This window comes from Paenibacillus sp. NPDC093718, assembly GCF_050279985.1.
Taxonomy (GTDB): Bacteria; Bacillota; Bacilli; order Paenibacillales; family Paenibacillaceae; genus Paenibacillus_AQ.
This window is the reverse complement of the sequence record NZ_JBNNUS010000005.1, coordinates 269668-282134: the sequence shown is the minus strand read 5'-3', so window position 1 is coordinate 282134 and position 12467 is coordinate 269668. Positions and strand designations below refer to the sequence as shown.

General features: G+C 51.0%; 10 protein-coding genes. 3 read left to right on the top strand and 7 right to left on the bottom strand.

Annotation, left to right across the window (positions count from 1 at the left end):
* The first annotated feature begins 17 nt into the window (after positions 1-17).
* The 3 genes from ACQKPA_RS17040 (at position 18) to ACQKPA_RS17030 (ending at position 1857) form a co-directional block, all read left to right on the top strand.
* Positions 18-587 carry a chromate transporter gene (locus tag ACQKPA_RS17040; protein WP_427493996.1) on the top strand — a complete coding sequence of 190 codons (570 nt, stop codon included), beginning with the start codon at positions 18-20 and terminating at the stop codon, positions 585-587.
* Positions 587-1129: a chromate transporter gene (locus ACQKPA_RS17035; protein ID WP_009589696.1), complete on the top strand. Its 543-nt coding sequence runs from the start codon at positions 587-589 to the stop codon at positions 1127-1129. The genes ACQKPA_RS17040 and ACQKPA_RS17035 overlap by 1 nt, the downstream gene beginning before the upstream one ends.
* A gap of 179 nt (positions 1130-1308) precedes the next feature.
* Positions 1309-1857 carry a hypothetical protein gene (locus ACQKPA_RS17030; RefSeq protein WP_427493772.1) on the top strand — a complete coding sequence of 183 codons (549 nt, stop codon included), beginning with the start codon at positions 1309-1311 and terminating at the stop codon, positions 1855-1857.
* A gap of 584 nt (positions 1858-2441) precedes the next feature.
* On the opposite strand, the gene ACQKPA_RS17025 is transcribed toward ACQKPA_RS17030, so the two are convergent.
* The 7 genes from ACQKPA_RS17025 to ACQKPA_RS16995 all read right to left on the bottom strand — a co-directional run bounded on the left by ACQKPA_RS17025 (position 2442) and on the right by ACQKPA_RS16995 (position 12400).
* Complete coding sequence (locus tag ACQKPA_RS17025) at positions 2442-2798, bottom strand: Rieske (2Fe-2S) protein (RefSeq protein ID WP_427493771.1); 357 nt, start codon at positions 2796-2798, stop codon at positions 2442-2444.
* Between the two features lie 428 nt (positions 2799-3226).
* A complete protein-coding gene (locus ACQKPA_RS17020) occupies positions 3227-4282 on the bottom strand; it encodes an amidohydrolase family protein (RefSeq protein ID WP_427493770.1) in 1056 nt (351 codons plus the stop codon).
* Between the two features lie 29 nt (positions 4283-4311).
* The gene (locus ACQKPA_RS17015) at positions 4312-5862 is read right to left on the bottom strand and encodes an extracellular solute-binding protein (RefSeq protein ID WP_427493769.1); all 1551 of its coding nucleotides are present in this window, start codon (positions 5860-5862) and stop codon (positions 4312-4314) included.
* 60 nt (positions 5863-5922) lie between these two features.
* A complete protein-coding gene (locus tag ACQKPA_RS17010) occupies positions 5923-6783 on the bottom strand; it encodes a carbohydrate ABC transporter permease (RefSeq protein ID WP_216534668.1) in 861 nt (286 codons plus the stop codon).
* Positions 6784-6795: 12 nt separating this feature from the next.
* Positions 6796-7716 carry an ABC transporter permease gene (locus tag ACQKPA_RS17005; RefSeq protein ID WP_427493768.1) on the bottom strand — a complete coding sequence of 307 codons (921 nt, stop codon included), beginning with the start codon at positions 7714-7716 and terminating at the stop codon, positions 6796-6798.
* A 188-nt stretch (positions 7717-7904) separates the two neighbouring features.
* Entirely contained in the window at positions 7905-10220 is a 2316-nt protein-coding gene (locus ACQKPA_RS17000; RefSeq protein WP_427493767.1) for a helix-turn-helix domain-containing protein, read from the bottom strand.
* Positions 10221-10441: 221 nt separating this feature from the next.
* Positions 10442-12400 (bottom strand): copper amine oxidase N-terminal domain-containing protein, encoded by a 1959-nt coding sequence (locus ACQKPA_RS16995; protein WP_427493766.1) that lies wholly within the window; start codon positions 12398-12400, stop codon positions 10442-10444.
* Positions 12401-12467 lie beyond the last annotated feature (67 nt).

Sequence of the window (12467 nt, the reverse complement as noted above, 5' to 3'; positions counted from 1 at the left end):
ATAATAGCAATCCATATATTGAATTAACGTTCGGCATGTTCCGAACCGGCATACTCGGCTACGGCGGCGGTCCTTCGGTCATTCCGCTGATCCGGCATGAGGCCGTCGTTCGTTACAGCTGGCTCAGCGATGATGAATTCGGAGAGGTGCTGGCTCTGGCCAATGCGCTCCCGGGTCCGATCGCCACGAAGATGGCGGCCTATCTCGGTTACCGGGAAAAAGGAGTGCTAGGCGCGGTGGTCGCGGTTCTTGCGCATATCCTCCCGACCTGCATCGCGATGATCGCGCTGCTGTCGGCTGTGACGTTCCTCAGCAGCTCCAAAGTGGTGGCGGGCATGATTGCCGGCGTTACGCCGGTCATTGCGGTGATGCTGGGCACGATGGCTTACGAATTCGGCGAGAAGGCCGTGAAGGGACTTGGCATTTACGCCGGGATCGGATTTTTTGTGGTGTCGTTTCTCCTGCTGGAGAGTTTCCAGCTCCATCCGGCCCTCGTCATTATGCTGTTCCTTGCTTATGGCACCGTGCATTTTAGAACCGTAGCCAAACTCAAAAAACAAAGACGGGATAAGGAGGGGTCCGCCTGATGGAAGAATGGCTTCAGCTGCTGATCAGCTTTTTTGTCTCCAACGTGCTCGGTTATGGCGGCGGTCCCGCTTCGATCCCGCTCATGTACAAGGAGATCGTCACCAATCACGGATGGCTGACCGATCCGGAATTCTCCAACATGCTTGCCCTTGGCAACGCGCTTCCCGGACCGATCGCCACCAAAATTGCCGCTTTTGTCGGGTATGGCGTATCCGGCTGGATGGGCATGACCCTCGCCCTCGCGGCGACGGTCATCCCTTCCGCGGTAGCGCTCATCTGGCTGCTAAATTTGCTACAGAAATACCGCACGTCGCCCGTGGTCAAAGGCATGACCTTGTTGGTTCAGCCGGTCATCGCCATCATGATGCTGACCCTGACCTGGCAGATCGGCAAAAGCTCCGTCATCTCCATCGGCCTCCTGCAATCCCTCGGCATCGCCGCCGTCGCCTTCTGGGCCATGAACATCCGCAAGATCCACCCGGCACTGGTGATCCTGGCCGCATTCGCTTACGGGGGCTTGGTGCTGTCGCAGGTGGTGTGAGGAGGGATTCTGTTTCAGTAAATTTACTTGCAGTCACGAATAGATTATCTAGAGAGAAGGCTACGGAATACCGTAGTCTTTTATTTTTATTTCAACCTCGTGTTATATACGAAAGGATAAATCGGTTGAGCGTGGTAAAACTAGGATAAACATTCCAGTATGAAGGAAAAAAACAGAAGATGAAGAAGATCGCATTAGCCCTAATGTGTGTCCTGCATTTGTTTGGATTAGCGCAGTCGGCGTTTGCAGATGATCAAGTTTTGCACCAGCTCAGTAAAGACACTGATTTTGTTATTTATGCGCCTCAACTGCCGAAGACCGATTGGAAACTGGACATCCCAGTGCCTTATCCGTATAAACCCGGCAAGAAAAAAATTACCTTAACCAGATTTAGTTACTTTGATATGTCTGGATCTATTTATTTAATGGGAGTCGAACAACATAAAGCGTACGGTTACAGGTTCACTCAGTCCATTACAAACATAGATATCAAAAATAACACCAGCTCAACCAAACAAAAAGAGCGTACATTTACATTTGATTCTAGGGGCGAACTGGTCACATGGGATGATGTCGAAGCGCGATTTGAGTCATGGGCCACTAAAGAACAGAATGGCGGTTTTCTGAAATGGATTCAAGGTGATACTTACATTGAAATGAGCAGCGTCGTTTTGACTAAGGAACAAATGATTGAAGTCGCCAGATCTATGAAGCCGGTTGAACATTAGTGTATTTCATTCTTAAGAGGAGCACCCAATATGCTAGCGTAATCTTGTTTCGGACAACATTAATCCGTTCTCTAAAATCGTCATGACCAAAAGAGCGAGTATGAGGGACTCACTCCCACCATACTCGCTCTTTTTTCAATCGAGAACCATCCAAGAATGCCCCGGACTAAGCACCGTACTTATTCGCCCCGCTTAGACAACAGAGCAATGAGCAGAAAATCACCTGTGAACCGAACTTCCAAAAATACAATCGCCATATCATTCAAGATGTCCCGAAGTCCCCTTGCTCTATGGTCGTTAGGACTTGCTAACGGACTCAGAATACCTTATTTTGTACAAAATAGCCCTTTTGGTAGCTTTAGCGGACACAGAGGACCTTATTTGCTGTTTTTATTGGTATTGGCACCCGTAATTCGCACAATAGCGGATCTGTAGTCCGGTATATTGTAAAAAATCGAGTTTTGATCTTAAATAACGGATCTAGGGTCCGTTAAAATCTGAAGCTGACACAAGTAACTTAAGTGCTCATGGCTAGTAATAATACCTGCAGCCTCATTAATTACATCCCTTCAACTCCCCGCCTGCTACCTCCCCATCACCACCCCGATCTTGCCCTCTTGGACCTCCACCTTATACTTCTTCACCCGGATGCGGTCGCTGAACAGCGACTTGCCGGTCTGCAGGTCGAACTCCCAGCCATGCCAGGGACAGCGGACGATCTCGCCTGCCCGGCCGTATTCGTAGTCGTATACCTCCGAGGGCAGCGTCGTACCGGAGACCAGTCCTGCGCAGATTGGCGCCCCCTGATGCGGGCAGTAGTTCAGAATCGCATGATACTCGCCGTTGACCCGATAAATGCCGATTTCGCGTCCCTCGATGTTTACGACTTTGTGCTCACCCTCCGGAACGTCCTCCTCCACCAGCACGTAATGTACCGCCATACATGCACCTCCTTGCCTTCAATGCCTGTTAGTTGTTCTGATTGTTATTCACCTCTTGCCAGTTCATTGAATGAGATTGCATTTCACCTGGTGCGATTCATCCAGAGTATCTTAGTTAACCCAGTCAAATTCCCATTACTTCCGGTCAATCGAGTTACGACACTTACCAGTCCACATTGTTATATTCATTAGTCCAAATACTCACTTCGACTTTAGTCTGTTCCATTCAGATAGCCAAATCGTCGACCTTGAATTGCTATTCATACACAGCAAAGTTATCCCAATTTTGATCGTTGACCAACTTCATCATGCAAAGCCTGCTTCGATCGTGCAAGCCAACCTCGAACATGCATGCCTGCTTCGTACAGCAAGTTTGCTTTTCAGTTATCCAAAACCAGCTTCATCAGCCCCCGGCATCTTCCGTTCCCTCATTCCAGCCGATACAGCCGCTTCGCATTCTCATAAAAAATCTTCCGCCGCGCCTCCGGCTTCAGCCCCCGTAAAATGTGGCCCGGCGAGTCGAAGTCCCAGTGCGGGTAGTCGCTGGAATAGAGCAGCATGTTCTCGGCATCAATCATGTTGAACAGATCGATGAGATGCTGCGGATTGTCCGGCTCCTCAATCGGCTGCGTCGATAAGTAGCAGTGATCCCGGATGTACTCGCTCGGCATTCTCGTCAACCAAGGCACGGTTGCGCGCAGCGCCTTGTAGTTTTTGTCCAGCCGCCACATCAGGGCCGGCAACCAGGCCACTCCGCCTTCAACCAGAACGACCTTGAGGTTCGGATACTTCACGAATACGCCCTCGCATACCATGCTCACCAGATGTGCCATGAACATCTGGGAGAGGCAGGTGTGCCACTCAATGTAGCGGGTCGGGTAGCCGGCCGCGGTGGGAGCCGTCGAGCTCCCGCCGCCTTCCGCTCCCGGATGGATCGCGACCGGAAGGCCATTGCGCGACGCCGCTTCGTAGATCGGGTGATAGTGGCGCTGACCCAGCGGCGCCCTCGCCGCACTGGAGATCATCACCTCTACGATATCCGGATGGCCGCCGATCCTATCGATCTCGCGTGCCGCCAGCAGCGGGTCCTGGGTGGCTACTGCCATTGCGCCTTTGAACGCTTTATGTTTGCCGAGCCACTCGGCGATCAGATAATCGTTATAAGCCGAGCATATCGCCGCCGCATAATCCGGATCATGCGTGGAGGAGATGTTGTATACGACGCCCGTCAATACGGCATAATCCAGATTGTAGCCTTCGATCAGCTGCTTGATCATATAATCGGGATCGGAGCCGGCCTTGCCTCCCCCCGGAGGGATCGAGTCTTTTTTCATCACGCCGATCGGCGAGTAATACCCTGAGCCTGCATAACCGATGCCGGATGTCGCTACCCGGGAGCGCCAGGGCTCCTGCAGATATGGCAGCAGCGCCCTGTCGTCCTGCTCGTTATGAACGTCGACATCGATAATTTTGGTATCGTCCATTGCCTGATTCCCCCAATCTCCATTAAGAATTACTTGCCGCCGTATGTGCGCGTATAAGCGGTGTTATACATGGCAAGAAGTTCGTCGGAGCCGAGTTTCTTCGCTTGGTCAATAAATTGCTGATAAGTGGAATCGTTGATCGGCGTTTTGCCGGTTACAAACTCCGTCACCTTCTGTTCAAGGAATTTATTCAAATTGTTCAGCTTCGATTTCTCGAGCTCCAGCTCCTCTTCCGTCTTGACGATCTGCTTCGGTGCAGGGACGATATACTGCTCATACCTTGCATTGATAACCTTGCTTTTCTCGCTTAACCCGCGCTCCCACACCTCACGAGATTTGGCATTATTCAGCGTGATCAGGTCATACCATACGCCCCAGTCTTTGCGCAGCGCATTAAACGGAGATTCGCCAAACTCCTTGTTGTATACCGCTTTGCCGTCCTCCATCGTATACGTTTTGCCTTCGATGCCCAAGGACAGATAATTCGTTCCCTCTTCGCTGACCAAATAATCGAGGAATTGCACGGCACGCTCCTTATCCTTTACTTTGGCCGATATCGCTCGGCCGACGGTGCCAACGACCGGACGGGAGAACTGATAGTTCTTGATCCCTTCGGCGGCAAAGGATGGAATCGCGTCCAGCTCATATTCCGCCGTACCGGCTCCTCTCGCCTTGGCAACCAAGGATTCAAGATCCGCCTTCCAGAAAAACGTCACCAAGGATTTGCCCGTCAGTATGCGCTCCTCCCACTGCGCTTGCGTCAGCAGCGAGAATTCCGGATCCAGCAATTTTTCCGCATACAGCTTATTCAAGTACACCAGCATATCCTGATAATTCTCATGATACGGCGCGAATGCGTATTGATCCGTGGTTGGATCCAGGTTGTAAAAACCGCTAATGCCGGTAAAGATACGCCCGAAGGTCGTATACAGCCCTGTATCGCCAACGATGGCGTTAGATATGAGCGGATAGGAATCCGGAACCTTCTCCTTCAATGTTTTCAGATACTCATAAAATTCATCCACCGTGGTCGGTGCCTGTATCCCATGCTGATCCATGATGTCCTTGCGGGCATACCAGATAAAGTTGAAGCCCTTGCCTTCCGCATCCCCTTCCAGTACGGGTACGGTGTACAGGCCCCCGTCCGTGCCCGTTGCCAGCGCCTTGGCCTCAGGATATTTTTCGTAAAAGGCTTTCAGATTCGGTGCCCGATCCAAGTAATCATTAAGGTTCAGGAACACCTTCTCCGGCCCATGCTCCCGGCCGTCCTGCGTCGGCACCTGGATAAAATCCGTGGCCGTGTTCGTCGCAATCATGATCTGCCTTTTCTCCTCAAGTCCTTCCTGGCTTACGATCTGGAACTTCACACTGACGCCCGTCTTGGCCTCAATCTCTTTGAAAATCTCCCAGTCATCCCGAACCTTGCCCTCCACCCGGTCGTATACCAGCCATGAAAAAGTAACCGGTTTGTCAGGGCTTAACGTCCCCGAATCATCCTTGCCCCCGCCGGTGCATCCCGTAACCAGCATCGCGCAGAGCAGAATTATGGCAAGCGCTGTTCTGAACCCCTTTCGCCTCATTTCCTAACCTCCTTTTTTATCATCACAACGTATAGAAATGGATTAGCGTGGAATCCATAACTACCCCTTAATGCCGCCAATCATCGTGCCCTGTACAAAATATTTCTGGATAAACGGATAAACGCACAGAATTGGCAGCGTCCCGATCATGATCATGGCGTATTTCAACGTCTCCAGATGCGTCAGGTCCCCTTCGCCCTGAACATTCGTGCCGGCGATCAGGATGTTGCGCATCATGATCTGCAGCGGGTACATCTCCCGGTCATTCAGATAGATCAAAGCGCTGAAGAAGGAGTTCCATTGATTCACGGCCGTGAACAGGCCAATCGTGACCATGACGGGCACGGATAATGGCAGAACGATCCGCACCAGAATCTGAAGGGATCCGCACCCGTCGATGGCAGCCGCGTCCTCGAGCTCCTCCGGCAGCGCCTCGAAGAATGTCCGCATAATAAACAAATACCATGTGCTGATCAGGGAAGGGAGGACGATCGCCCAGATCGTGTCGAGCATCCCCAGCTTCTGAACGATCAGGAAGGTTGGAATCATGCCGCCGCTGAAGAGAAGCGTGAAAGCCGCCATCAGCAGAATCACTCTCCGACCGGGCAGCCATCGCTTCGCAAGCGGATACGCCATCGCGGAGGTCGCAATCAGCGTCAGCACCGTATGCAGGAACGTATACCGGATCGTATTCCAGTAACTCACCCAGAGATCGGGGTTATAGATGAGCTGCTCGTAGGCGATGAGCGTAATTTTTTTTGGCCACAGCAGCACCGCCCCGCTCGCGACCATGGCATTGTTGCTGATGGAAGCCGAGAATACATACACCATCGGGTAGGCCATCACAATGATCAGCACAATCATGAACAAGACATTGAATACGTCAAACAGCTTCGAGGCGAAGCTTTCCTGTTTTTTCATCACGCACCTCCCTTACCACAGGCTGGTCTCCGAATATTTGCGTACAATCCGGTTGGCCGCAACGACCAGAATGAAGCCAATCGCCGACTGGAACAGGCCGACCGCGGTCGCGAAGCTGAAATCGGCATCGAGGATGCCCCGCCTGTACACAAAGGTGTTAATGACATCCGAGGTTTCATAATTCATCGTGTTGTAGATCAAGAGGATTTTCTCGAAGCTGGCCTCCATGAAATTGCCGAGCGACAGCACGAACAGAATAATCATGACCGGCACCATGCCGATGAACGTAATATGCCGGACCTGCTGCCACCGGTTCGCCCCATCCATCTTGGCCGCTTCATACAGCGTCGGATCGATGCCGGCAATCGCAGCCAGATAGAGGATGGTACCCCATCCCACCTTTTGCCATATTTCGGAGCCCACATACACCGTCCGGAACCATTCCGGCATGCCCAGAAACATGATCGGCTCAATACCGAACAGCTTAACGAGCAGATGGTTCACGACGCCCGTGGTCGGTGACAGGAAGGTCACGAGAATGCCCGCGATAACGACGGTGGACAGGAAATGCGGCATGTAGCTGATATTTTGCACGAACCTTTTGAACCATTTACTCTTCAGCTCATGGAACAGGATCGCCAGAATGATCGGTGCCGGAAAATGAAACAGGAGATCGTACACATTCAGCATGATTGTGTTGCGAATCAGCTTCCAAGCATCGGGGGTGACATAGAAAAATTCAATCAAATGCTTGAGTCCGACAAATTCACTTCCCAAAATGCCCCGGCCGATCGAATAATCCTGGAAGGCGATGATGATGCCGTACATCGGCGCGTACTTGAATATCAAGTAATACAAAATGCCAGGCAGCATCAGCAAGTACAACGCTTTATGCTTTCTCAGAACATAGCCGATCCGTGATAGCTGCGCCAATAATCCTCACCTCCGATTGAAAGCATTTACATTCGTTTGTTGTTGTCCCCACTATACGAGCCGTCCTTCTTTCGCGTAAAGCGTGCATCTTTTCCTGGAGACACTCCTTTTGCAACCCCCGTGGCACAAGGCTTTCCGCTTGGGTCCATGCAAAAAAAGAGACTTCAGAAAAAAATGCAGTCTCTTTCCTAATGGTGGGAGCTCCTGTATTTAGCAGGTGTAATGCCCTCGTATCGGCGGAAAGCCCGAATCAGAGAATTTCGGCCCCAATACCCGACCTTCTCAGCAATTTCGTCAATTTTCAAATCGGTTTCAAGCAAAAATTGCTTCGCCTTCATCAGCCGGTATTTCGCAATATATTCCACGTACTTCTCGCCGACCTCCTCCTTGAAGGTCCGGCTGAAATGCCCGATGGACATATTCATCATCCCGGCAAAATGCTCGATCGACAGCTCTTGATCGTAATGCTTATGAATGTACTCCAGAATCTCCATAAACTGTTGACTCCGGCTGCTGGAAGCAGGCTTCCGAAACAGAAAACCATGAATCTCCGTAAAGCAGCACGTAAGCTCGTCCCATGTCATGCAGCGATTCATCCGTTCGAACAGCCCCGAGTAATACGGAACGTTGAGTTCATTGCGCTCCGATTCCACCGCCCGAATCCAGGTGTTGAGCACATCGGCAAGCAGATATTTCATCTGCACGGCTGTTGCATCCTTGCCCTTTCCCTCCTCCAGCAGAGCAAGCACAGAATGAAGCAGCTTGTCATACTCACGGGTTTTGTACTGATTGAGGATCCGCTGGACCTCTTGCACGGATAGGAAAGGATCCCACTGCTGCAGCTCCCGGGAAGGCTGACTGCCACAAATCTCTACGGTGGAATGCAGCCCCCGATACTTCAGCATGGCCAGGGCATGCTCATAAGACTGGTGCAGCTCTTCCATGGCACGAACGGTCTTTCCGATCCCGATGGTCGCTTTATAATAAGCCCCGTATTCCAGGAAAATGTGCCGAATTTGCTCCGCTACTTTTTCAGGATGACCCTGGCCCTCCGTGATGTGACCATGCTCCACGATGCATGCCATCAGATCCGGCCTTGTCTGGCAGATCCAGACCATGCCGGGTGCCAGCCGAAGAATCTTGTCCTTCAGCTCGGTCAGCAAAAAGATCTTGGCGGATTCCGATGTCGAGTCGTAAACCGACCGGTCATAGTGGAAAGAGATACACAGGACGGTTCTTGCCGCCTTGTAGCTGTAAGCAAACTCAATCTCCTTGGCGTAGTACTCAATCGATAAGGCATCCCGGTATTGCCCCAGCAGGATTTTCGTGAAAAACTGCTCCTGCACGATCGGCAGCATCCCGTTCACCATCTGGTACAGCTCTTTATTCTCCGTCATGATGAACTGGGAATAACGTTTGATGGCATCAAACTCGTTTCCTTCATGGCCGACTTCCCCATTCGGAGCGTGATGCAGCTTCAACCCATCCTTAATCTCACGGATCGGCCGGTATAATCGCCGGCTTAAATAATACGAGGCGAGTGCGCCGACTAGAAGGAAGAATACGAGGAACAACCAACAGATCCATCGGGTCATATAGACCGGCTTCATCAATGTGCCTAAGTCGATCATGCTGATATAATGCCAGGACTGATCGAAGCCGGAGGCCATGAAGGACAACCCCCTCTTGTCCGATATCGTGAATTGCGAAGCAGTGCCGTCCGTACGTATTCGCTGCTGCAGAGCAAGCTGGTCCTGCTCAGTCAGTCCGTTCTGGGCGATCACTTTGGCCCCATTATCTACAATCGCCGTGCCCGTAACCCAGCTCTCCGGAATGTGAATCTGCTCCTCAAGCTTGTCTCGTTTCACTTCGACCAGGAGATAGACTTCAGGGGCCGCCGTATTAAACGGGTAGCTCATGGCAGCTGTCAATGAGGCGGGGGAATCCATGAAATCCATCATTTTTTTGCCGGATAATTCGGCTTCCAGCTGATGGCGTCGGTTCAAATCCTGGGGATAGCGGGAACGAAAATAATACGCTTTATTCGTGTAGGTTTCGGCATCGATCATCAAATCCTGGTGAACGAAATAATAATACGCCCTCTCGACCAAATCATCGGATTCCAGCTGCTGCAGCTGCTCCCGCAGGGAATGAAGCAATTCCGGAAGCAGCAGGCTATCCGGCGAAGAGGCCATGGGAGCCAGAAGCACGCTCCGTAATCTGGAGGTGCTGAGGATATTAATCATGCTAGTCTTCAAGGATTGCAGCTCGGTGTCCGTCTGCTCGGAGAAGCGATTCATCATCACTTGATTGAAACGCTCGGCATCCTTTTCAATAATGCGAACGACCAGCACCTGAGCGAGAACCGACGCAACAATCACGGGAATGAGAATGAGGAGAAAATAGTTGGCGAATAGTCTCCAAAACAAGGTGTGCCTTCTGGGAGGCGGAGAATCAGGCCCCCCCGGCTCAGGAGATCGGTTAGGCGTTGTCCTGCGATTCATGAGTGTCCCCCCTTGTTATTTTAAATTGCAAGTAAACAAGGCTTGCATTTACGTCTACTATATTTAGATGTAAGTTATAATATTCGCCGCAACTTCCATGCATGGAGTTTGCACAGAAATGACGTTTACCGGACATGTTTGCATCCATAGCAAAAAGAGCCAGGAATATCCTGGCCCTTAATCAGAAACGAGAATATCTTTTTTTCCTTGCTCGTGTGCACTTACTCGTATTTAAATACCGCATCCGGCGTCAGGGTCACATTGGGCGCATAACTCGGCATCTGGCCGGTCTCTTGCAGATATTGCTCAACAATACGAGCAGCATCTACCAAGGAGCTTAGCAGCCAATCCTCATAAAGCTTACCGAATTTCTTGTAGAGCCATTCAGAGGTATATTCATTCGAAAGGGTAAACAGAGAGTAGATTTCACGGACGGTATTGGTATGCTTGCGGCCGTAATCATCCGTCCAAGTCACCTTTTTATTCAAATCCACCTTACGGATATCCTCCGTTTTGGTTGACAGGATGCCATTCTTGTATTGGTAATAAATCCGCAAGGATTTATCATATTCATGGCCTTTTAGCAGCCTCCAACCAGCCATGCTTCCGGTTGCAGGGACCGATGACATTTTGCTCTTCCCTGAGTTTCCGGTGTTACCGCTGCTCGTTGCTTTCTTCGGCTCGCCCTTTACAACGAATTGTGCCGCACCCAGCGTCACGGTCATTTGCTGTTTGGATGCGTCCCATTTCAGTTTTGCGCCCAGCGCTGCGATCAACAGATCCGCGGATACGAGCGTCTCCCCTTTGCTCTGGATCGGAGCGCCTTTCATATTCACGGTTTTGCCGTTGATCTTCGCTTGCTTGCTTCCTGCCTTAACGGTAATCTCGGTCTGTCCTACGGTAATATCAAAGGTTTTGGAAGCAGCCTGATATTGAACTGAACCTCCCATGGCTTCAAACACCGGCTTCAACGGCAGGTAAGTAATCCCCTTCTCCTGTTTGGCATTCCCCAATGGTTTGCCAAGTCCAGAAACGATGTTCACCGATTGCTTCTTGCCTGCAACTTCCACCGTCAGCGTAGCCTCGCCCACACCCATGATTTTATAGGTGCCTTTATCCCCTGCCTTGATCAGATGGGGCTTATCTACCGATAACGAGATCATATTCGCCGGAATCTTGTGTTTCTCTCCGCTGCTGTACTGAAATTCAACCGTTGGCGTGATGGAGCTCCCCACCTTCGGCTTGCTGTTCGATACCTTAATCGTGACGCCGGTAATGCTCGGTACCGTCACATCGTATTGCTGTCCACTATCATACTCCGTCCAAGTACCATCCGATAACCTGGCGAAAAAGCTTTTGGAACCTTCGATTCCCACAATCTCTTTCACTCCGCTGATCCCGTTCAGCGGGCTCATCTCGAAGGTTTGCGTGAATACATCCAATCTCGCATTCCACACCGTTCCATCTTTTTTAACGAAAATCAGTTTCTGTTCTTTCCCAAAAGAAATGTCAGCCCCGTCAGGAATCAAGTTTTGCGACAGATACGTCGTGCTGCCATTGATTCGAAGCGTACTGAACAGTACAAGTCTTCCGTCATTGTATAAAATAGCCGCGTAATCGCCGGCAACCTTGATTTTACGGATCGCGTTCACGTCCGCTGCTTGACCCAGAGTCACAGGCTCCGGTGAGTAGGCACTATTGTGATATAAGATTGTTCCCGACTGGGTAACGCCGCCGATAATTCCCTTACTCTCGTCAAAAACGCTTATTCCCTCAAAGCCTTTTACCGCTTGCGGCTTGGAGTTAACCATGCGATGAACATTGCCGTCAGAGGTCAACCAGTAACCTTGTCCAAGCTGTTTCACATGGTTCACACCCGCTACAGCCTGATATCCCGATTCCCCCCACGTAACGAGTCCACCAGCGTTATTAACGCCGAATCCATATCCGCTAGAGCCTGCGATGAACTTTAGATCTCCACCCATCGGAATCGGGATTTGGTTGATTGGAAGGCGGCTGTACGTAACCCAGACCGTGCCATCCTCCATCAAGGGTGTGCCATCAGGCAATAGCATTGCAATCTTCGAGCTTGCCTTGCCCGACTCCCCATAAGCTGCCCCGGCCACGGTGGGAACCATCACACAAACAGCCAACAGCAGAACCAACATTTTCTTAAACATGAATGAACCTCATCTCTTGTCAGAATGTAAGTCTTTCAAATCTAGTGCATTCGAACCAGGAATATTA

What these genes read in the sequence shown, in the direction of transcription:
- ACQKPA_RS17030 (WP_427493772.1), top strand. Translation starts at nt 1,309, where the DNA reads ATGAAGAAGATCGCATTAGCCCTAATGTGTGTCCTGCATTTGTTTGGA.
- ACQKPA_RS17000 (WP_427493767.1), bottom strand. Translation starts at nt 10,220, where the DNA reads ATGAATCGCAGGACAACGCCTAACCGATCTCCTGAGCCGGGGGGGCCT.
- ACQKPA_RS17035 (WP_009589696.1), top strand. Translation starts at nt 587, where the DNA reads ATGGAAGAATGGCTTCAGCTGCTGATCAGCTTTTTTGTCTCCAACGTG.
- ACQKPA_RS17020 (WP_427493770.1), bottom strand. Translation starts at nt 4,282, where the DNA reads ATGGACGATACCAAAATTATCGATGTCGACGTTCATAACGAGCAGGAC.
- ACQKPA_RS16995 (WP_427493766.1), bottom strand. Translation starts at nt 12,400, where the DNA reads ATGTTTAAGAAAATGTTGGTTCTGCTGTTGGCTGTTTGTGTGATGGTT.
- ACQKPA_RS17015 (WP_427493769.1), bottom strand. Translation starts at nt 5,862, where the DNA reads ATGAGGCGAAAGGGGTTCAGAACAGCGCTTGCCATAATTCTGCTCTGC.
- ACQKPA_RS17025 (WP_427493771.1), bottom strand. Translation starts at nt 2,798, where the DNA reads ATGGCGGTACATTACGTGCTGGTGGAGGAGGACGTTCCGGAGGGTGAG.
- ACQKPA_RS17010 (WP_216534668.1), bottom strand. Translation starts at nt 6,783, where the DNA reads ATGAAAAAACAGGAAAGCTTCGCCTCGAAGCTGTTTGACGTATTCAAT.